A 20752-nucleotide genomic window follows, 5' to 3' on the forward strand; every position below is an offset into this window, starting at 1 on the left:
GATCGGGTCAAGACCCGAGGGGCCGCGCCAAGCGCGGCGGCGCCGGCCGGTCGCCGCCGCGCCGCCTCACTTGTCTTCGCCACCGGCCGCACGTCGCCGCCCGTCCGTCGCCGCACGCAGCGGCCACATTCCAACACGGGCACGGGGACGAACGGTGGTCCCCAACGGTGCAGGCCAAAGACGCTTTGTGTCACCGAAAGCGGCCGGATCGTGGCGGCGGCATGCGGGCCGACGCTGCCGGATGCGCTGGCGTCTGTACGGCCCGCTGATCCACGCACCAGGCCGCCGGACGGACGGCGGGCGCGGCCATGAGAGAGGGAGAACCCCTCTGTGGCTGGGGCGGTCGGCTCCGCGACTTTAGCCAGCCACTTTGGCGCGAGCCTCGAAGATCATGGCCCCAACGTCGTGCTTTACCGGGCAGGTCCACAGACTGCCCGACGCGCCGGAAGCTTACGGGGCCATGATCACTCGCGCCAAAGCAGCTCCCGACCAAAGTCGCTACGCCGACCGCGCGTCTGGCACACCGCACAGGGTTACCGGACAACACGAGCCGCGGCCTGTTCCCATCCCTGGTACAGCGAACCCGCCGCACCGCCCGCACGGATCGTCCTCTCTCCTTCCTATCTGCTCCCCTAGCGCCTGACACATCGTTAAAGTGTCGATCTACGCATCGGCATGTCAGGGAGCAGGCTAGTGACGGAGCAGGACCTCGACGAGCCCGGACTCGACCAGGAGTCCGACCTCAAGCATCTCAACGTCACGGAACTTTCCGAGGACGAGGTCGTCAGCCAGATCGACGAGTACGAGATCGTCGCCTCACCTAACGATTTCAACACCCGGACGATCAATAGTTTCATCGAAGAAGGCGCGATCAAGATCCCCCCCTTCCAGAGGAATTACGTATGGGATCGGAAGCGGGCATCAAAACTAATCGAGTCCCTCATCCTCGGCCTTCCCGTCCCGCAAGTATTCCTTTACGAAGAAGGAAACAATGACTTCCTCGTAATCGACGGCCAGCAGAGGCTGATGACCGTTTTCTTCTTCGCTAAGGGAAGGTTCCCACGCAAGGAAAAACGCAGCACTATCCGTAGGCTCTTCAATGCGGAAGGCGGGATTTCTGAAGAAATCCTCCAGGATGATGACTATTTCGAGACTTTTAAGCTCAGCCTCCCCAGTATTCCCGGGGAGAAGAAGAACAAATTTACGGGGCGGACTTACTCTACGCTCGACGAATTCAAGCGCCAATTCGACTTGCGGACAATTCGGAATGTGATCGTAAAGCAGGTGAGCCCTGCGGATGACGACTCTGCCATGTTCGAGATGTTCAACCGATTGAACACTGGAGGCGTGAACCTCAATCCTCAGGAAATCCGCGCCAGCTTGTATCATTCGAATTTCTTTCAGGGGATTTTCGGCCTGAACGAAAACGCTAAATGGCGCGATCTTCTCGGGTCTTCAGAGCCCGACTCCCGCATGAAGGATATGGAGATTATCCTCCGCAGTCTTGCTTTGCGGGAAGGGACCGACGGCTACGCAGGCTCCATGACTGGTTTCGTCAACCGATTCTGCAAGAAGTCAAAGAAGTTCGGCCCTGAAAAGATCAAGCAAACCGCAGATGAATGGTCCTGGTTCATGGAACTGAACCGCGACTGCTCTCGGAGCACGTATCAGGCGGGGTCTGCCCGCTTCAGCCCCCTGCTCTTCGAAGCCGTATATGTAGCTGCATTGGGACTACAAAAAGAAGGGGTGGAAATTCCTCCCCTCCGACCTGAGTGGATTGAGCACATCGGAAGGGACAAGCGCTTCACCCAGTACGCCCAAGAGGGGTCGACCAAAACTGCTAATGTAAAGGGAAGGCTAGCCGAGACCAAGCAGCTTCTTAATGAGCTCATCGGCAGCGCCTCATGAGCAGGGTCGCGAGGATGTACGCCGATCACCGGAGCGTACTTGACTACCTAAGCGACCAACAACAGGCATCCCACCACGCCACTTTGCAAATCACCTTGCCGAAGGTGCTCCTCCTTGCTGCAGCCAGTGAATTCGAAGATAGGGTGTGCCAGGCCCTCAGGGATCATATTGCCGAAAACACTTTGGACTCGAAGATCGTTGATCTGGTTGACCAGACTGCAATCCGCAGAAAATATCATACACTCTTCAATTGGGACACTCGAAACGCAGGGCAGTTTTGGTCCCTTTTCGGTTCTGAGTTCAAAGCAGGGATGAAACAATATTGCCGCGAAGACTCGGAATTGACTAACCAGATAAGCGCCTTCATGGAACTCGGATCGCTCCGCAATAACATGGTCCACAACAACTATGCGAGCTTCGTCCTGGACAAGACGCTGGCTGAGGTGTATGGGCTTTATGAGCTTGGCGACTTGTTCGTTCAACGTATCCCCGAGTTACTGAAGCTTTCCTTCAAAGAGGCCGAAGAGTGAAGGGGCGGTCGTTCTCATCTCTGCGTAGCTGTGCCGGCCGCTCTCAACTCGACCGTCCTCCGATTCGGCCCGAGGAAGGCTGCGAACTGGACGATCAGAACGAAAGTACTCCCGCACCGGCAGCCACCTGCCTTAGTCTGCAGCCATGCGTAGAGGAGCGATCACCCGGGGGTCCGTGCTCAAGGTTATTGCCGAGCACGATGAAACAGGACGCGAGGCTTTCCTGTCGAAGTACGGCTTCGGCGAGGCCCGCTCGTACGTTCTGGTCTACGAGGGGCGAGAATACGACTCGAAGGCCGTTGCCGGAGTGGCACACAAATGGGACCAAGGGCGGGCGCTGGCTCCCAATGAGTTCAGTGGTGGTAAGGAGCACGCAGCCGCTTGGTTGAGGCGCCTAGGCTTCCAAATCAGAGCCGTCCAGAACCCCGACTGGGCACGCGATGAGATCATCCTCGCTTGTGATCTGGTCATGGGAAATAGCTGGAAGGGTCTGGACGCACAAGATCCAAGGGTCGTCGAACTGTCTGCCTTGCTCCAGCTGCTGCCTATCCATGCGGATGCGGACCGCAACGACAGGTTTCGTAACCCCAACGGTGTGGCCCGCAAGACGTTCGACATTGCTACCCGGCATCCTGACTACCGTGGCAAGCCCACGAACGGTGGTGCCCTGGATGTGGAAGTCCTCCATGAATTCCTCGCGCGTCCAGACCGGATGACCGAGGTGGCGCGTCTTATCCGCGAAGGCATCAGCACTGGCGGGCTTCAGGATCTCACCCAAGCTGACGACGAGGAGTTTGACGACTTCAGCGCGCCCGAAGGGCGGTTGCTGCTGCGTCGGCACCGGGCGCGGGAGCGGAACAAGGGGCTACGCAAGAAGAAGATCGACTCGGTCCTCCGAAAGGGCGGCAGCCTGGCGTGCGAGGCATGCGGCTTCGACTTCGAGGAGGTCTACGGCGAGCGCGGAGCCGGTTATGTGGAGTGCCATCACGTCGTACCTCTGCACGAAGCCGGCGAAGGAAAGACCAGGCTCAGCGATCTAGCGCTCATCTGCGCGAACTGCCATCGCATAATCCATCGTCGTGCACCTTGGCCCACTCCTGCCGAGCTGAAGGCCGCCATTGAACACCGCGGCGCATCGCGACTTCGTGGTGCCGCCACCGTCGGGAGGCAGGGCGGCGAAGCCGCAGTGCGTTCCCCCGTTCAGGAGGGCCAGCAATGACCGATCCAACAGACCCCGTGCTGCTCTTCGACGAGGATGGCCGCATGTTCATCCTGCATGAGCCAGCTCTGGCTGATGAACTGCTCGAGTCAGCAGACGAATTTTTAGAAGGCTATGACGGCCTCGGACGCCCAGTCTGCGCGTACGGAGAGCCCGGACACGTTGCCCTAGCTCTGGCCTCGACAGAAGCGCAGGGCGACGAGGTCCGTGCACGAGTCGAGCGCTATTACGATGTATTTGCGGCCCGGCATCCCACACGAGTCCCTCCCCAAGAAGCTGACCTATCAAATTTTATTCGCGCCGTGGCAGAAGACTGGGTCGAGGAGTAGGACGCCGAGCATAGAGGTGCAGGCCCCAGATGTTGCTTGCCAGGTAGCGGTCAGTCATGTCCCTCGACTCCTGGCCTGACACCTACCGCCCGAGCCGCTGCCACGCACCAATGTCGCGACCGCTGCGACACCCAAGGTCTCACGGGGCCCCGCACCCACTAAGCCTTCACTAATTGAGGATACGGGTCGGGAAAGAGCGGCGAGAGATCAGCGGCAACTGCCCGTTTGGCCCCGAGATCCTGAGCTGCTTGCCCTGCTGAGCCGAAACTCTGACGGCGGACGCGGTGGCATTATTGAGCGTGATCAGCTGCGATAGCTCTTGCCTTGTGATTCCAGTAACTACTTCGTTCCCGCAGACCAACACGGTGAAGACGAGCGGCGCTGCCTCTGAGATGATTCTTTGCTTGTCCTCCCCGGAGAACGTGAAGAAGTAGTCTCCTGGCCCCTTTCCGTCGTTGTACTTGATGAACAAGTGGCGATCATGGTTCACCACATAGTGTCCGTACTTAACACTAGCTCGGTTGAGTGCCGTGAACATTTCCGAGTCAGCAATTGCCACTAGAGCTGCACCGTGCATGAAGTCCTTGTGATCAATCATCGTCTTCCCCGTCTGAACAGCTTTTCTGTGACTGCGCGTTGGGCAAGGCCGGGCGTGCGCCGCTCCTTGGCGACAATGCCCGTCGTGGCCTGCGTCAAATCAAGCGAGCGTTTCCAAACAAGCCTGGGGTGGCCGGGAGATTTCTGCCGCGGCCACCCGGCGTTCCACTTCTCTAGCCAGCTTGCGGCCAGCGTTCACGGTCATACGGCAGGAGCCATCCGGCGATATCCCCGCCGATGCGCCTTACTTCGGGCTCAGGCGTGTCAGGCCTGAGTGGGAGGGCGTACACCCCTGCCCACTTCTCCGTCTTGGGAAGGTCTGCCAGGTACTCAGCGACGTGGCTGCCCAGTCCCTGGGTGTCACTAGGCCTGCACACGGAACCGACGTAACAGACGGCGCCGCGCTCGTCGACCGCCACATACACCGCACACGAGGCGAGCGGCATGGCCTCGGGGCTGGGCATCAGCCGCTCCGGCATCGGGCACAGCAGGTAGGGCCCGCACAGATCCGCGAGCGCCGTATAGGTGCCCTTCTTCATCACGCGGCCTCGTCCTCGTCGTCCTCATCCTCGTCGTCCTCATCCTCGTCGTCCTCCCCCTCGGCCACGAGGGACGACGAGGAGCTGCTTTGCGCCTCCACCGCCTTCTCCCACCAGTCCTGGGCTTCTGCAGCAAGGTTCTGCAGCTTGTCCATGAGGAGCCGGGCGTGGGACTTCCCTTCCCGCTCAATCAGCGGCACGCCGTCGTCGTCCACCAGACCGGCCAGGTTGCGCATCTCCGCCTCCAGGCTGCGAAGGGCATCCTTGGTGGCCAGCACGCCGCGCTTGTAGTGCTCGTGCACTGCCTTGTCAGGGCTCAGAGGCGGCGGAGTCTGTCCGCCCTTCGGCGCGAGTTTGGTGCGCAGGAAGTCGTTGTCGATGGGGAGGTCGTTGCCCTCGCCATCCTTGCGCGGCTGGCCCTGGTCATCGACCTGGCGGGGCGGGAGCCCGGACCGGTCGTCTTCGATCACCTGGCGCAGGTGGCGAAGTCCCTGCTCCGTGTCGGCCAGCGCCTCCATGACAGCCCCGGCTCGACGGCGGTCACCGCCGGCCCCCACGTCGTGGCGCGGCCCGCTGATGGCGTTGTGCTTAGCGAGGACGTAGGCGGCGCGCACCCACAGTTCGATACCGGCAGGCCGTTCGTCCTTGACTTCCTCGATCTCCTTGAGAGCTGCCTGATAGAGCTGCTCGGGGGAGCGCTTGGTCGGGCGCCACGGCGTCTTCTGCAGGTCGGCGGGAAGGGCCTCCGTAAGTACCTTGCGGAAGCGGTCAAGCTCGCCGTCAGACGAGGCACCCCTCTTTTCCCTGACGATGAGCTCAACGGCCAGGGGCAGCTTGGTCTTGGTGGTGACACGAGTGCGCTTACGGCCAGTCGGTTCGTTGGTGAGGACCAGGGCGATCGGCTGGCGGACAGCATTGTGGATCTGCTTGTCATCGGTGGTGAACAGGTGCACCGCACGGGCCGCGCGGTCGTCTCCGAACGCGACGATCTTGCGCGCCTCAGCCTCCTTGGGGGTGAGGCGACCTCCCAGCCAGTCTGCCTCCGCATCGCTGGGAATGACGCCTGCGGCGCGGGCAGAGAGCAGGCATTCTTCGGCGAGGGCGGTGTGTTTGGCGGCGTCGGTCCAGGGTTCCTTGGTGTTGAGGTGGTCCTGGGCCACGCGGGCCTTGATGGCCTGCGACAGGTCGACCGCTCCGGCAACGTCCGGCACCACGCCGATGATGAGTTCGAAGTCCGTTACCGCACAGCGGATCGCGCCCTTCTCGGTCGCGGAGATGTCCTCGGCAGGCTTGCTGACATAGCTGTTGATCTTGTCGATGTGGGCCTGCATCGAACTGGCGTTGCGAGGGAGGGAGAAGAGAACCTCGTCAGCAGTCGCGCCCACGTTGTACAGGCCGTGGCTGGTCCGACTGGAGCCCTCGCGGACGAAGATGTGCGTGGTCGGTGTCTCGTCCGTGTCGTCGTAGAACACGGTCGTAGCCACGCCGATCGGCGGGTCCATGATGCCCTGTTCAGCAATGTCCGGCTGCGGACTGTTGCGGTTGCGGGTCGTCTCGATCGCCCAGTCAACCTGTTCGATAAGCGCGTCGCGGCTCTCGACGCGGATAGCCAGCTCGCCCTCACCCTCCTGCACGGCCGGCACCAGGGTGGCCGGCGGCGCACCCTTGGCCTGGGCGAGCGCGAACTGAACATGGTCCAGGTTGCGCGGGTTGAGCGGATCGGGCACGAGCCGCGACGTGTAAACCGAGCCCGAAATCACGAGCAGGTACGCGCCCGGGATCCGACGGCGCTGGGGGTTATCCACCTGGGGCAGCACCGCAGCCGGATCGGTCCAGATCGTCGAGATAGCGCCGGCCACGCGATCCGCCATCCCCCGCTTCTTCAGGGCGGCGCGAAGATCCTTGTGCAGGGCGGGGTCGGGAATGGGAGGAACGCGACGGAGAGGCTTGGACAACTCGGTCCGTTCGCCGTTGACGGTCGGCTCGCCGCTGGTTGAGGGGTTGGGTGCCATGAGAGGGCCTCCTTGCGGGCTCCCTGCACCGCGAGAGTCGTTCTCCCGCGGCTTCACTACACGCGGGAGCCAGGCACGCCGAACACCAGCCCTCGCACCCACGCCCGCGGATCCGGCCCGCATCGGTGGGAGCGGCACGAAACGCATCCAGACTGCGCTAGTCCGGCCTCGACACTCGCGTACGAGCGGTGGGGGTGGGCCTCGCTGCACTCCACAGAAGTCGGCGCTTCACAGGAGGGCGCAGTCACGCGTGTCTCGCGTCACTGCGCAGCAGTCTCAGCCCTCATGAAGATGCTGTGCAAGTCAAATGCCGCTATTTACAAGATCCTTGACGTAACATCAGGTTCAGCGCTATAGGCCCGCGGACTGCCCTCAGGGCGTGGGTACGGCTCATGTGGATCGATGTGCGCGCGGCAAGGCCACCCGGATTTTGGTCGGACCTACCGGGGCGGCGGCCCCTACCCTTCACTCAAACTGCCCGATCCCGGCCGAACGCACGTCGCTACTTCGGCAATGCCCTGCCGACGCCAGCTCCGGCCGTGGGACCGGTGACGCCGGGGGTGCTGCACCGTGGGCCATTCGTGGACTGGTAGCCCGAGCCCGAGCGGACGCAGGGGTGTGAGCTGCACATACGTGAGGTACGTCAGCGCCCTCCGGAGCCGTTGCAGTACAGCAACGAAGTACAGCAACCCCGTCGACCGGCGCTAACCGTCCACGCCTTCCACGGCCCGTCTGAACAGCGCGACAGACCTCAGTGACCGCCCCGCCCATAGTTCGCATCGAGGGGATCAGTCGGCGGAAGTGTCTTGACTCGGTCATTGAAACTCCAGCCCAAAGCCGCTCCACCGACCTTGCGTCGTCAGATCGTCCTAGCACCACACGCTGCCAGGCCCGCCCAACCCGGGTGACGGCATCTTTCCTCCCGCCTCGCTCTCGACCACGATGCTGGCATGGACGCATCGGCATGGGTAGGGGCGGTGTTCGGCTTGGTCGGCACCGGGGTGGGAGGAGGACTGTCCATCTGGTCGTCCGCCATAGCTCAGCGACAGCAAGCGGTTCGTGCGCGCGAGGAACGTCAGCAGGTTCGCGCCTCCACAGCGGTTGAGGCGGCGCTGGCGGAGCTGCTCGAAGTCCAGCGTGATGCTCGACGAGCTGGCCCTCTGGATGAGGCCCGTCAGCAGCTACTTCATGAGCGCGTACTACATGTGCAGGTCCTGATGCAGCGTGTGCCCGACGCCGCTCTCCGTACTCGAGTACGGGAAAACACCCTCTTCATGCCTCTCGCGCCGCCTGACGACACAAGGACCAGCCAGGAGAGGCGGGCTGACATCATGTTGCTGTGCGCTGACGCCATTGCCTGCCTCGGCGCCTATTTGCGTACTGAACCGCTACCACCACCCGCAGAAAAACTTCAAACGCTGCGTAGCCTGTGGCCGTTCGATGACATTGATCCTGATGGAAGCGCGTTCATGTACGAAGCGGACAGCTAAAAGCTGTAGCAGGTACGGGCGCCGTCCTCACCGATGGACGGCGCCCGTAGGTTTGACTCAGCCATTGTGACTCCGTCGACCTCTGTCAAGCTGCTCCCATGTTCCTAAAAAGGAATCCGTCCCCTTGCAGGAACTCATCGTACGTGCCGACTACGGGACCAGTTAGTGACGGCACTCGCACACGGGAACGCCTCGGCTGAGCCGTACCAGTAGAGACCAGCAAATAGCTCATGGTGTCGTCCATCACGAATACAGGATCGAAATACTCGAGACCAATACCCGGATTTGCTTGATTCATCGCCCTGCCAACCGCCCCGTCGGTAAATCCCGATTTAGAGTAAATGACGCCTCTCTCAACTCCCATATCGAGAAGCTTACCAACGAACCCATCGATAACTTCGATGTCTATCGGGCGGGTTTTATACTTCACTTCAACGGCAACGCGGATCGGCTGCTTCGCCATATCTCCGTTCAGGAGCACATCAACCTGCCGTGGGATACCACTAATGCGACCCACTATATGCTTATTGTGCGCTACTGAGGCGCTGTCACCCAGCGCCTCCAATAGTTCCTTAACCCTCAACTCGTATTGGCGCCAAAAGGCTTGATCCCGAGCAATATTTTGGGCTGACCGAGCCCTTCGACGTGCCACGACATGAACCGTATAGCGATCAGCCTCCTGGGGTGGCCGGTTGCAGATATTAGTGGCCGCCTCGCGCACGCTACCTCTACGGCCCTGCGACTCATCACTGGACTATCTGTGGCTCGACTTGTGGCGCTACAAGCCCTGCGAGTCAACCTCCCCACGACCGCTGGGCAAGATCCACCGAGCCGGCCATACTCCCGTGCATGTCTGTGGACCCCAGCGAACGCGATGAGTCGCGAGCGCCGGACGGGACCCCGTGGTGGGAGCTCTCGATCCGGCCCGGTACGAAGAAGCAGCGGTTCGGCCAAGAGTGCCGCCTGGCCGCCTGGCTCTGGTTCAGGAAGAACGTAGGCGACACGTTCACGATGCGGGAGCTACGCGCCGCTCTGGGGCCTGACATAGCAGAAACCTCGGAACACCTGAACCGCAGGCTAAGAGAGTTGCGCAAGTGCGACTGGATCATTCCTTCGCAGCGGAACGACGCCACTCTCGCCCACGATGAGTACCGCCTTGAGGCCAAGGGGGGAAAGCTGTGGATCGACAGCGAGCGGGCGAAATATGAGAAGTTCGCCCCAAGTGCCCGGGTCCGTAGATTCGTCATGGAGCGTGACGGTTCTCGTTGCAGGATCTGCGGAGCGGGTGTTGACGAGGAGTACCCCGGGGAGCCTGGGACGAAGGTCAGGCTCACCATCGGCCACCTGGTGCCGCAGGAGCGGCTCAAGTCTCGTGGTGCTCGGGACGACATCGACAACTGGCGCGTTGAGTGCTCTCGATGCAACGAAACGGTTCGGGATGAAATGCCGGACCCCGAACAGTACGACGAAGTCCTTGCCGGATTGAAGCGCCTCACCAACAAGGAGGCGAGCGAACTCCTCAACTGGATGCGAAAAGGTGAACGCCCCCGGTCAAGGGTCGACCAGGCTTACGACCGCGCGCGTAAGCTGCCCCACAGCGACCGGGCGGCGTTGATCGATCACCTTGCCAAGCGCCTCGGTGAAATTAGCTGATCTGAGAACGCAGCTCGGCGAATCGTGCGTGCCGCTCATGGTCTTCTTGACCTATGAAACCCTTGAAGCCCACGAGCCGGTACGCACGACCGCCAAGCTGATCTTCCTCCTCAATCACGAAGTCTCTTGCAAGCGTGGCCATACGTCGTTCAAAGGTGGAGGAATCAATTTTCTCTCCGGCCAGCTTTACCAGCTCTTTCTCCGTAAGCGAAGTTGGCGCGTTCTTCAAGGCCAGGTAGAGCCGGTCATGCATGGCCTCGTTCTCCACCTCGGACAGTTCCTTTGGCTGACCTTTTCGGTTCAGCGCATCAGCGATCGACTTACCGACCGCTCTAGCCACCGGCGGGGGAAAGGCATTTCCGATCTGCCGATACTTCGCTGTCTTACGGCCTGTGAATTCCCAAGCGTAGTCCGGATCATGTCCCCAGCCCTGAAGCCGTGCCACCATTTCCGCCGTGAGCTTAGGCAGGAAGTCAACAGGGTCTGACTCGTCCGGTGCTGCATTGGCAACACCCATCGCATCTACACCGAGTGCGCGCCAAGCGGCCTTGGCACGAGTCGGGCCAAGATCGGCTCCGCCGTGCTTCTTAGAGCCGCCCACAATAGTGGGTGCAATGTCGTTCGCCTTTTCTCTCCACGACTCAGCGCCCGGCCAGCCATTCGCTGCCATCAGGTCAAACAACGCTGTCCCGACAGTGTCCTTGCAAGGCGTCTTTTCGGGCCACTCGAACCACGGAGCATCTTCATTGCGCAGCGCGACCAAGACGAAGCGGGGACGCAATTGCGGTACACCGTAGTCATTAGCGTGCAACAGCTTCCAGTCGGACCAGTACCCGAGTTCCTTTAGCCGGTCCTTCACGTGCTGACGGTACGCGGAGAAACGCGGCATTGAAAGCCCTCGCACGTTCTCCAAGAGGACAGCCCTCGGCTGCATCGTTCCTGCAAGTTCAACTGCCCACGCGAAAAGGTCCCGCTCGTCAGTGGCACCGAGCTGTTTGCCGGCAATTGAGAACGGAGGGCAGGGAACCCCGCCAGCTAGCAGGTCAGCGGGCGGGATCTCCTTAGGGTCCCAGGTCCTCTCATCAGCCACGTCGCCGTGCCGCACGTCCCAGTGCGGGCGGTTCTTCTTGAGAGTGTTCACCGCGTTCTCATCGAGCTCGACGGCGAGTGCATGGTCGAAGCCTGCCAGCTCAAGGCCGAGCGACTGCCCCCCAGCGCCCGCGCAGATTTCCACGGCCGTCAGATCAGCCACGCTCGTACCTCCAGGTCGTGATTGCACAGGTCTACCATCCTGACGCATCCAACACCCAGGGTCTGACACTCACTCTTGGCTACGGTGGTAACCGATGGCCCTCAACAGTGACCCCGCATCGCCGACGCCGCCGACTCCCGGCCGCTCGCGCAACATGGCTGCGATCAAGCGGCGGGATACCAAGCCCGAGCGAACCATCCGGTCCCTCCTGCATGCCGCAGGGAAGCGGTACCGCGTTGATGTCCGCTTGCAGCTGGAGGGTGCACGGCCGCGACCAGACATCGTCTTCACACGCTCGCGATTGGCTGTCTTCGTGGACGGGTGCTTCTGGCACTGCTGCCCCGAGCACGGTCGGCAGCCGGGCGTTAACGGCGGCTACTGGGGGCCGAAGCTAGAACGCAACGTCGCCCGGGACAGGGCCGCCGACGAGGCTCTGATAGCCGCAGGGTGGACAGTCGTCCGTGTGTGGGAGCACGAGGCTCCAGAGGAGGCTGTGAAGCGCATCCTCGCGGTTCTGGACGCCGCTGCCCCGGCTAATCGAGGCGGCCGAACTGGATGAGGTCCTGCACCGCGTCCTCTTCCCTGCGCAACACGATCCGGCCGTCGCCGTTGCTGTAGGCCAGCACGGAGCTCCCGGGCGATAGCCCCGCTTCGGCGAGCACCCCAAGGGGGAGGACGACCGAGCCGTCTTCTGCGATCGTCAGCTGGATAGGTTCCCTAAGCACGGGACAGAGCCTTCTATGCCGCGGCCGCCGCCGCAAGCAACGGGTGACGTTGCAGGTCAGGACCACCCGTCCAAGCGTGTTCGATTTTCCGAGGCCCGAGCAGGGCCGGTCCCGGTCCTGGTCTCACTTCTGGTCTCATTCGCAGGCGTACCGCCGCGTCCGGATGAGTACCGCCGCAGGCCGAGCCCCAGGACGACGAGCCTACGTAGACGCAGGTGAACGGCTCCGTACGAGCCCCCGAGGGACACGAGCACACTTGGAAAGCGTGTTGGGGGCAACCCCTCACGAGTTCGAATCTCGTATCCTCCGCCAGTGCCTCACCGGGCACGATGTCGAAGGGCCCCCTGGAAACAGGGGGCCCTTCGACGTTGCGCTCACCCCTCGTTGTCCTGGTCTTTGTCCGCAGCGGGGTTTTCCGGGGCAGCACGGAGGAACATGGGCCGCCCTGCCTGCCAGGGTGAACAGCACGGCCGGAACACTGCCGCCGGCGGCCAGCAGCATGGTCACGCCGATCGCGGACGGCGAGGTCGGCTGATGGCCCGTTTGCTCAGCCGACTGTGATCAGCAAGCCGGGCCATGCATCTCGGCCCAGATGGTCTTGCCCTGCGCCGCGTGGCGGACGCCCCAGCGCTGAGCGAACTGGGCGACGAGCATCAGGCCGCGTCCGCCCTCGTCGAAGACGCGAGCCCGCCGCAGGTGTGGGGAGCTGTCGCTGGCGTCGGAGACCTCGCAGATGACTCTGCGGTCGTGAATCAGTCGCAGCTGGATGGGGGGCTGGCCGTAACGGATGGCGTTGGTGACCAGTTCGCTGACCACCAGCTCGGTGCTGAAGGCCAGCTCGTCCAGTCCCCAGGCGGCCAGCCGCTGGGAGGCGTTCGTGCGCGCCTGGGCAACCACGGCAGGGTCGGAGGGCAAATCCCAGGTGGCTACCTGGTCGGCGGGGAGGGCCCGGGTGCGGGCAACGAGCAGGGCGATGTCGTCGGGACGGTCGGGAAGCAGCCTCGCGAGCACGGCGTCGCAGAGGGCGTCCAATGACGCTGCGGGTTGGGTGAGGGCATGGCGTAGTGCGTCAATCCCCTCATCGATGTCGCGGCCGCGGAACTCAATGAGGCCGTCGGTGTAGAGGGCGAGGAGACTGCCCTCGGGCAGGTCGACCTCGGCCGCTTCGAAGGGCAGTCCCCCCAGGCCGAGCGGCGGGCCCGCGGGTAGGTCAAGGAGATCGACCGTGCCGTCCAGACCTACTACGACGGGTAGGGGGTGTCCGGCGCGGGCCAGGCGGCAGCCCTGGGAAACCGGGTCATAGATCGCGTATAGACAGGTGGCACCGAGGCCGCCCGCGATTTCGGCAGCGGCGCCGATGCCCTCGGTGGGACCGGCTTCGGCACAGGTGCGGGTGACCACGTCGTCGAGGTGGGTGAGCAGCTCATCGGGCGGAAGGTCGATGTCGGCCAGGGTGCGTACTGCTGTGCGCAGCCGGCCCATGGTGGCGGAGGCCTGGACGCCGTGGCCGACAACGTCGCCGACGACCAGCGCGACCCGGGCGCCGGAGAGCGGGATCACATCGAACCAGTCGCCGCCCACGCCGGCCCCGCCTCCAGCGGGTAGATAACGGGAGGCGATCTCGACAGCCGCCTGGTCGGGCATCTTCAGCGGCAGCAGGGTGCGCTGTAGGGTCACAGCGGTGGTGCGCTCGCGGGTGTAGCGGCGGGCGTTGTCGATGCATACGGCGGCCCTGGCCGTGATCTCCTCGGCCAGGAGTATGTCGTCCGGTACGTACGGCTCGGGGCGCTGGCTACGGGCGAAGAGGACGATGCCGAGGGTGACGCCGCGGGCTTGTATCGGCGCCACCATCATGGAGTGCGCACCGAGGTCGCGTATACGGGCAGCGCGGGCGGGGTCGTGGGTCGCCCACCGGGCCATGGCGGAATCGGTCATCTCGTATGCGGCGGGTCGGCCGGTGGCCAGGCACTCGGCCGGGGGTGAGAACCTCGGGTAGGTGGTCGCCTTGCCCGGCCTCACCAGGGACTCCGGGATCTTGACTATGGATGCCAAGGCGGTCCGGTGCATGGTGACCGGCCCGGACAGCGGACCGGAAGGTGGCTCGTCGCCGCGGTCGATGAAGGCGAGCAGGTCCACAGCTGCGAGGTCCGCGAGCCGGGGGACGGCCACCTCGGCCAGTTCCTGTGCGGTTCGGGTGATGTCCAGGGTGCTGCCGATACGCCGGCTGGCCTCGTTGATCAGCGCGAGGCGCTCGCGGGCGACGGCCTGCTCGGTGAAGTCGAGCGCGGCCAACTGGACGCCGTGCACCCGTCCTGCCGGGTCCTTGAGCGGGGCGAAGTGGGCGATCCAGGCGTGCGGGTGGGGCTCTCCCGGAACCCGGACGTAGTGCTCAGAGTGCTCCGGCTCACCAGCCGCGGCCACACGGTCGACGCACTGCTCGGGGGCCTGGAACGCGGGATCTGTCATGTGCTCGGTGATCCGCAGCCCACGAACCTCCTGCTCGGTCGCGGCGAGCTGCCGGGCCATGGGCTCGTTGATGCGCAGGAACCGTCCCTCGGTGTCGAAGATCGCCAGAGCGAACTGGGACTGGTCGAATGCCCAATGAAGCAGCGGGTCCGTCTCGCGGTCCTCGTCCTCCGGCAGTGGGGTGGCCTCCAGCAGCCAGCCGGCCCGCCCGTCACCAGTGGGCAGCGGGCGCGCCCGCAGTCCGCATTCCACCCAGTGGCCGTCGCGGTGGCGCAGTACTACTCGACCGAGCCAGTCGTGCTGCCCCGCGAGCCGCTTGCGGGCGGACGCGGGAAGGCGCGCCGCGAGCAGAGCTGCTGCGGGCCGGCCCACAGCCTCAGCGGCTGAGTATCCGAGCAGCAGCTGCGCGCCGGGACTCCAGCCGGTCAGTGCCCCGTCCGGCGCCGCCATGGCCATGGCTGCGGTGGAGGGGGCACTGTGACCGCAGATGCTGGCTGGAGTGTCCATGATCGATCATCTCGCCTTTCAAACCCCATATCGACAAGGATCTCCCAGAGCGGCAGCAGCCGCATCGACAGGTACGCCGCTCCCGGGCAGGTCAGGCCGCACAGGCATCCGTGGACCGTTCGCCGGAGCGGATCGACAGGTACTGCGAGCCGGGATCACAGTCGTGGACCAGGCCGAGACCCAGTGGGTGGCTGCGCTCCGACGGCCTGCCCGGTGCTGAGCGGGAGGACCAGGTCGTCCAGGTGCGCCGGCAGGTGTGTGGTGGCGTCGCTGCGGGAGGAGATGATCGAGGACGGTGCGTCCTGTTACCCCGGGTCCTGGTCGTCGTCGGGGAGGATGCCATCGGCGTGGAGCACGCAGATTCTTCAGCACCGAACGGGGGCGGTTCACGCTCGCGAGGGGTGTGGCCTCGCCAGGCGGCGGGTCATGAGCAAGATCATCGACCAGGGGACCATCGCCTCGGCGCTGGTGATGCGGCGCTCGAAGTCGCGCGCCAGGCGGCGGGTGCGCATCAGGTGGAAGAAGAGGCGTTCGACGATCCATCGCTTGGGCAGCACCACGAAGCCGCGCATTCGAACTCGTGAGGAGTTGCCCCCGACACGCTTTCCAACTGTGCGTATGGCCGTACGGGGCCGTTCATGGACGTTCGCGCGGCAGGCGGCGTAGGTCCAAGTGGGCGAGGGTGAGCGTGGTTGCCTCCGGGTCGTCGTCGGGGTCGGGCAGGCCGAGGGCGGCGCGTTGCTGGGCGGCGCGGTAGTCGGCGCGGACGTGGCGCAGGGCACCCGGAAGCACCAGCAGCAGCCGGATGCACCTGCGGGCAGTGAATCGACAGGCCCGTCCGACTGCACTGCTCCGCCAGCGCATTCGCCTCCAGTGATCCCCACACGGCGATTACGAGAGCCGTTGGCCTGGACGCACCCGCCGATAGCAGCGCCAGGAGATCACCGACACTGCTTCCAGGCCAGGTGGTACACGGTTTTGATGCTGCCGTCCGTCGAGTCCATCTCCATGAAGCTGGTGGCGCTCGGGCTCGAGGTGCCGCGATCGACCCGCAGTTCAGTGTTGATGTCGAGGTTGCGCTTCTCCCCGCAGGGGGCGAAGTCCCGGGCGGCGACGTCCACGGTGTCGGTCGTCTGCCAGTCGTTGTTGAACCCGCCATTGAAGTGATGGGTCGAGTTGGTGGTGTGGGCGTTGCCCTGGAAGTGGTAGCTGGCCCGCTGGGTCCCGGACGCACCCGGCGCCAGTGACGCGAAGCCGCTGTAACTGGCAGACACGATCGCGTAGGTGTAGCGACGAGGGACGTGCACGAGCAGGTTGAGCTGACAGTTCTTCTTCCGGTCGGTCGGCGCCGAGCCGGGCCCCACCTGGGCAAGATACTTACTGTAAGTGACGGTGAAGGCGGTCTTGTCAGGGGACAAGGCCACGGCGGCCGTCCCCGCCGGACAGCCGGAACCGTTGACCGCCACGCTGTCGATGACGATCCCGTCCGGCGGCGGGGGCGGGTTGCCGCCGAAGGCCGACGAGCCGAACAATGATGTGGCGACACCAGTCGCGGCCAGCGCGCGGAGCACCATGGGCTTCCCTTCAATCGTCCACGGATCCAAGGCGGGCGTCGCTTTTCGAGCCCGACCCCCGGTTTTTCCGTGGGCATCGCACCACACGTTGCGTGCCCGCGCACAGAACGTGACGCTCCGGTTACTCAAACGGCCCTTCAGGGTGGAGACCTCGTTCACCCACGCACGGGGACAGAGCGGCGCGAAGTCTCAAACCACTGCCTGACATCCATCGTTGACATCAACGAACACGGACAGCGGCCGTACCTCCTGGATAAGCGGCGTACGGCGCGCAGCAGTAAGTCGCCGACACAGCCTGGCGCCATGCCCTGCCGCTTCCGTTCAGTGGTGGCGCCGAGAAAGGCACTGGCTGACAGCAGCAACAGGACGGGGAGCGCGATGTCGGCGATTCAGGATGGACCCGACCAACGCAGAGACGGAGGACCTGCACGGTTTCCGCTACGCCCACGCGGGCTGAGTGTTGTCAGTGGTCGTGGCGATCGCAGTGGTCATGACGCCCGTTGTGCCCGTCGCGGTCGTGCCCGTGGTGCTTGATCGTGGTGGTGTCGGTGGCGGTGTGGGTGGTGGTGTCACCACCTCCAGCGACGGTAGCGGTGTTGCTGACCCGTGCACGGGCGTTGCAGGAGACGTCGACCTTCAAGGTGACGGACGGGTAGCTGTGCCCGGCAGGCAAGACGTCGCTGCGGGTACAGGTGAGGGTGGCCAGAATGCAGTGCCATCCCTCGCCGGTGATCCTGGCGGCCCGAAGACCTGCGGGGAGGATGTCGTGGACGGTGACCGTGGTGCCATTGGTCGGGCCGGCCGCGGTGACGTTACCCACAGTGATGGTGTACACGCCGTCCTCACCGCGGGTGAAGCTGCCCGCGTGACGCTTGGCGATGGTCAGGGAGGGTTGGGCGACTGGGATGACCGTAAATGTGAGGCCGGTGCTAGCGGTGCTGTCGGTGGCGCTGGGGTCAGTGTGGCAGTGCCCCTGGGTCCGGTGAGGCCGGTGGTGGTAAAGGTGTCGACCACCGGCACCGTCCCGTCGTTGGCCTGGGCGACGTAGGCGCGCTGATCCGTGGCGGTCCAGGCTGTGGCCAGGACGATCGCCGGGACGGCCAGCCCGGCTCCCACAACCGCCCCCGTCCTGCGGGCCCGCACCCTCAGCCGCAATCGAAACATGCCGCCCGTACCTCCCGTGCCGCGGCTTGCTCCAGCCCGCCCTCTCCCATGCCTGAACACCGACATCTCCGCTTCCAAACCGTCGACAACAAGCCGCAGTTACTCATCGTGACATGAACATCACTCTATGCTTCCGCGAGTGGCCGCGCGGATACGACACGACGGTGATCGCGGCGAGCACATGAGACTCGACAAACACAGCGGGTGGGCGCGTGGTGCGCCGAGGCCAGAGCGCCGACGAGGATGCCGCCGACGCAAAAGGAGCGGTGACGCGCTCGATGACGACCCCATGCGTCGCCCACGGAGCAGATCAGCCGGCTGCGGGGGCGGGGCTCGGTCGGAGTGGTCACCGGCGGCGCCGGAGGGACTTGGAGAGCAGAACGCACAGAGCGGTGAGGACGAGGGCTGAAAGCACGGCGACCACAGCGGTGGGGAACTGCCCTTGCTGGGCGGCCGACGCGGCAACCGCTCCGGCGCTACCAAAAGTCGTCGGGAAGGTGATGGCGGCGCGCGTGCTGTGCTCGACCAGGCCGCTTTTGAGCGTGAGCTTCACGGTCCACGGGCCGTCCGGCAGCCGTGCGTCCAGCGGGACGACCGCCTCCGCAAGGTCGCCCGGAGCCAGTGTGGTGCCCGGCTTGGCCGAGAACGGTCCAGCGCGCAGTCCGCCTGGCCCGTGGAAGAGGGAGAGTGCCCCGCTGATGTCCAGGGCACGGCCCCCCGTGTTGTGGATCCGGGCGCGAACCTCCCCCCGCCCGTCGCGAGCTCGGGTCGGATAGAGCCGCTCGATCTTGAAGTCCGAGGGTGGCTCACCACCGGGACCGACGTCGATGTACATGCGGACGCCCACCCGGCCCAGCATCGTCAGATTGTGCGAGCGGTCCGTGCCGGTGCCCGTCTGCGCCCAGATGACGCCGTATCGCTCCCCGGCGGCGGCGTCCCTGGGCACCCGGATGGTGGTGCGTACCCGCGCCGTTCCGGAGGCCGCCAGCTCAAGGTCCGCCGTGTCGAGTGACGTCCAGCCGGTCAGCTCGTTGGGGGTGCGCTGCGGCGCGAAGGTGAACTTACCCTTCGCGATGGTGGCCGCCGCGGCGTAGACGTTGACGTGCATCGGTGTGGACGACTCGTTGATGACCTCCACCCGCCGCTCGATGGTCGAGCCGGGCGCGACGTGGTCGACGATGTAGGCATGCGCCCTGGGATCGGCACGGCGGCTTTCCGGAGCGTCGAGCAGCTTGATACCGATGGTCCTGCCCGCAGCCGGGTGCCGGCCGGAGGGCGCCCCATGTCCCACTGCCGGCATCACCCCGGCCGCCTGTACGAAGGCCAGCATCAGCAGCAGAACCCAGGACCGGCGCCCACCCTTCATTCCGTCAGGCAACGGACTGGGTCAGCGTTCCGGTGTAGCCCCCGCCGACGGCGCCGGCGGGCACGTGAACGGTGACTGTCGGGTTCCAGGTCGCGGTGTTGTCTCCGACACCGGCGCTCCCGGTGACTACCGTCTGCGCGGTGTTGCTCAGCGTCACGTTCGTTGGAGTGGCGGTAATGGTACCGGTCGTCGTTACCGTCCCGACCGTGTAGGTAGCGTTGGTGGCGGGGATCGTCGACGCACCGCTCGTGAAGTCCGTCTCCGCCGCGGTTACCGACCAGGAGGCCGAGAGTAGCGCGCGGTCGTCGGTGACGCTCACGGCGCCGATTCGCCCGCTGATCTGGGTGCCGGGCGCTCCCGAGCCGATGTTGGTGCTGACCGGTGCCGACAGCGACAACGCGCCGGACGTGACGGCGAAGCTGACTGCGGTGCTGGGGTCGTCCGCCGCGACGGCGAGGCCCGGCTGGACCAGGACGAGAGCAGCGGCTGTGGCCGCGACAGATAGGCTTCGTGCACGCACGATGACTCCCGAAGTAGCCGCCCGCCAGCGGAAATGCTGGCTGACAGCGGACATGCTGGTTGACGTGACGCAGGCAATCGGGCGCGGCCTGTTCACACAAGCCGACGCGCGCCGCACTCCGCCACACGAATGACCACATTTCAGCCGGAGCGAAGCCCAGCCCGCCTCGCCGGCACTCTCAGATCGCCTGGCCGCGATGACGAAGGACGGCAGCGAACGGCATCGCAAACTGACCCGCGACCAGCTCAACATGATCCTCGACGCGGTCAACGGCCTCGCCCTCGACTTCCACTGGGGCGAGGTACTCGGACGCTTCGACGCGGGTGTGATGCGTTGTGGGAAGGCTTCGGTCCTCATCCTGAACGACGAGAAGGACGCCGTCTTCCGGGCCGGGAGGCGGACTTGCCCGTGAGACACCGACGCACCGGCTCCTCTTACGTGCCGTCCAGCAGTTGCCCACATGCACCGCGACCAGACGGCGCTGGAGCACCTACGCGGCCCTGTCGGTCAGCTTTGACAACACCAGTGCTGGTGCTTCGCGGACCCTGACGGCAGAAGATGACGGCAACGGAGCCGTACGCGTGGGGATCTTGGCGGTAGCGGAGGGACTGCCTTGAGTCCTTGTAGTAGCCGGGCCCTCTCTGGGCCCTCCGAGCATGACCAACGACGACGGACGACGACCGACAACGAACCCCCGGCCGCATGTCAGTTGGGGTGCGCTGTCCTCTGACCAGGTACGAAAAACGGGCCCCAGACCCAGGGCAAGAAGACGCCGACCGAGGCTGGCAACCGTGTGCCCCCGTACGCGTCGCCCGGACGGGTGCGGGGGCACCGTCATGCCCTGCAGATGTCAGCCCCGGGAGGCCCTGCGACGCCGCAGCACCAGGTAGCCGCCCGCGGC

Annotated in this window: 19 protein-coding genes and 2 pseudogenes; 8 read left to right on the plus strand and 13 right to left on the minus strand. The window is 64.6% G+C overall.

Going from position 1 to position 20752, the window contains the following annotated elements; all coding sequences use genetic code 11:
- Positions 1-693: 693 nt before the first annotated feature.
- The 4 genes from ABZ904_RS25700 to ABZ904_RS25715 all read left to right on the plus strand — a co-directional run bounded on the left by ABZ904_RS25700 (position 694) and on the right by ABZ904_RS25715 (position 3986).
- The gene (locus ABZ904_RS25700) at positions 694-1908 is read left to right on the plus strand and encodes a DUF262 domain-containing protein (protein WP_361825665.1); all 1215 of its coding nucleotides are present in this window, start codon (positions 694-696) and stop codon (positions 1906-1908) included.
- Positions 1909-1922: 14 nt separating this feature from the next.
- On the plus strand, positions 1923-2438 hold the full coding sequence (locus tag ABZ904_RS25705; RefSeq protein ID WP_361825667.1) for a HEPN domain-containing protein: 516 nt from the start codon (positions 1923-1925) through the stop codon (positions 2436-2438).
- Between the two features lie 145 nt (positions 2439-2583).
- Positions 2584-3657: an HNH endonuclease gene (locus tag ABZ904_RS25710; protein ID WP_361825669.1), complete on the plus strand. Its 1074-nt coding sequence runs from the start codon at positions 2584-2586 to the stop codon at positions 3655-3657.
- Positions 3654-3986: a hypothetical protein gene (locus ABZ904_RS25715; protein WP_361825671.1), complete on the plus strand. Its 333-nt coding sequence runs from the start codon at positions 3654-3656 to the stop codon at positions 3984-3986. The genes ABZ904_RS25710 and ABZ904_RS25715 overlap by 4 nt, the downstream gene beginning before the upstream one ends.
- Before the next feature lie 169 nt (positions 3987-4155).
- Here ABZ904_RS25715 and ABZ904_RS25720 read toward each other — a convergent pair whose 3' ends face one another.
- The 3 genes from ABZ904_RS25720 to ABZ904_RS25730 all read right to left on the minus strand — a co-directional run bounded on the left by ABZ904_RS25720 (position 4156) and on the right by ABZ904_RS25730 (position 7134).
- Positions 4156-4584, minus strand: coding sequence for a hypothetical protein (locus tag ABZ904_RS25720; protein ID WP_361825673.1), 429 nt, complete (start codon positions 4582-4584; stop codon positions 4156-4158).
- A gap of 172 nt (positions 4585-4756) precedes the next feature.
- The gene (locus ABZ904_RS25725; RefSeq protein ID WP_361825675.1) at positions 4757-5122 is read right to left on the minus strand and encodes a hypothetical protein; all 366 of its coding nucleotides are present in this window, start codon (positions 5120-5122) and stop codon (positions 4757-4759) included.
- A complete protein-coding gene (locus ABZ904_RS25730) occupies positions 5122-7134 on the minus strand; it encodes a hypothetical protein (RefSeq protein ID WP_361825677.1) in 2013 nt (670 codons plus the stop codon). The genes ABZ904_RS25725 and ABZ904_RS25730 overlap by 1 nt, the downstream gene beginning before the upstream one ends.
- Positions 7135-8084: 950 nt before the next feature.
- Between ABZ904_RS25730 and ABZ904_RS25735 the strand changes: the two genes are divergently transcribed.
- Positions 8085-8624, plus strand: coding sequence for a hypothetical protein (locus tag ABZ904_RS25735; protein WP_361825679.1), 540 nt, complete (start codon positions 8085-8087; stop codon positions 8622-8624).
- Between the two features lie 85 nt (positions 8625-8709).
- Here ABZ904_RS25735 and ABZ904_RS25740 read toward each other — a convergent pair whose 3' ends face one another.
- Positions 8710-9345, minus strand: coding sequence for a restriction endonuclease (locus ABZ904_RS25740; RefSeq protein WP_361825681.1), 636 nt, complete (start codon positions 9343-9345; stop codon positions 8710-8712).
- A 128-nt stretch (positions 9346-9473) separates the two neighbouring features.
- Between ABZ904_RS25740 and ABZ904_RS25745 the strand changes: the two genes are divergently transcribed.
- A complete protein-coding gene (locus ABZ904_RS25745) occupies positions 9474-10277 on the plus strand; it encodes an HNH endonuclease (RefSeq protein WP_361825683.1) in 804 nt (267 codons plus the stop codon).
- Here the strand turns inward: ABZ904_RS25745 and ABZ904_RS25750 are convergent.
- Positions 10270-11529 carry a DNA cytosine methyltransferase gene (locus ABZ904_RS25750; RefSeq protein ID WP_361825685.1) on the minus strand — a complete coding sequence of 420 codons (1260 nt, stop codon included), beginning with the start codon at positions 11527-11529 and terminating at the stop codon, positions 10270-10272. The two genes, ABZ904_RS25745 and ABZ904_RS25750, sit on opposite strands and share 8 nt — an antisense overlap.
- Before the next feature lie 94 nt (positions 11530-11623).
- Here ABZ904_RS25750 and ABZ904_RS25755 point away from each other — a divergent pair, with 94 nt between their 5' ends.
- Positions 11624-12088: a very short patch repair endonuclease gene (locus ABZ904_RS25755; RefSeq protein ID WP_361825686.1), complete on the plus strand. Its 465-nt coding sequence runs from the start codon at positions 11624-11626 to the stop codon at positions 12086-12088.
- Here ABZ904_RS25755 and ABZ904_RS25760 read toward each other — a convergent pair.
- The 8 genes and pseudogenes from ABZ904_RS25760 to ABZ904_RS25795 all read right to left on the minus strand — a co-directional run bounded on the left by ABZ904_RS25760 (position 12063) and on the right by ABZ904_RS25795 (position 19905).
- Positions 12063-12254 carry a hypothetical protein gene (locus tag ABZ904_RS25760; RefSeq protein WP_328725698.1) on the minus strand — a complete coding sequence of 64 codons (192 nt, stop codon included), beginning with the start codon at positions 12252-12254 and terminating at the stop codon, positions 12063-12065. The genes ABZ904_RS25755 and ABZ904_RS25760 overlap by 26 nt on opposite strands.
- 561 nt (positions 12255-12815) lie before the next feature.
- A complete protein-coding gene (locus ABZ904_RS25765; protein ID WP_361825688.1) occupies positions 12816-15227 on the minus strand; it encodes a SpoIIE family protein phosphatase in 2412 nt (803 codons plus the stop codon).
- A gap of 386 nt (positions 15228-15613) precedes the next feature.
- Positions 15614-15796, minus strand: a pseudogene (locus tag ABZ904_RS25770) (IS5/IS1182 family transposase); the annotation flags it as partial.
- Between the two features lie 67 nt (positions 15797-15863).
- The gene (locus tag ABZ904_RS25775; protein ID WP_361825700.1) at positions 15864-16019 is read right to left on the minus strand and encodes a hypothetical protein; all 156 of its coding nucleotides are present in this window, start codon (positions 16017-16019) and stop codon (positions 15864-15866) included.
- Positions 16020-16168: 149 nt separating this feature from the next.
- Entirely contained in the window at positions 16169-16960 is a 792-nt protein-coding gene (locus tag ABZ904_RS25780) for a DUF4360 domain-containing protein (RefSeq protein WP_361825690.1), read from the minus strand.
- 304 nt (positions 16961-17264) lie between these two features.
- Positions 17265-17957, minus strand: coding sequence for a hypothetical protein (locus tag ABZ904_RS25785; RefSeq protein ID WP_361825699.1), 693 nt, complete (start codon positions 17955-17957; stop codon positions 17265-17267).
- A gap of 354 nt (positions 17958-18311) precedes the next feature.
- Positions 18312-19331: a peptidase gene (locus ABZ904_RS25790; RefSeq protein ID WP_360999165.1), complete on the minus strand. Its 1020-nt coding sequence runs from the start codon at positions 19329-19331 to the stop codon at positions 18312-18314.
- Positions 19332-19335: 4 nt separating this feature from the next.
- Positions 19336-19905 carry a hypothetical protein gene (locus tag ABZ904_RS25795; protein WP_361825692.1) on the minus strand — a complete coding sequence of 190 codons (570 nt, stop codon included), beginning with the start codon at positions 19903-19905 and terminating at the stop codon, positions 19336-19338.
- Positions 19906-20143: 238 nt separating this feature from the next.
- On the opposite strand from ABZ904_RS25795, the pseudogene ABZ904_RS25800 reads away from it, so the two are divergent.
- Positions 20144-20245, plus strand: a pseudogene (locus tag ABZ904_RS25800) (alpha/beta hydrolase); the annotation flags it as partial.
- Positions 20246-20752: the final 507 nt, after the last annotated feature.

It is taken from the genome of Streptomyces sp. NPDC046900 (assembly GCF_040644975.1).
In the GTDB taxonomy this organism is placed as follows: domain Bacteria; phylum Actinomycetota; class Actinomycetes; order Streptomycetales; family Streptomycetaceae; genus Streptomyces.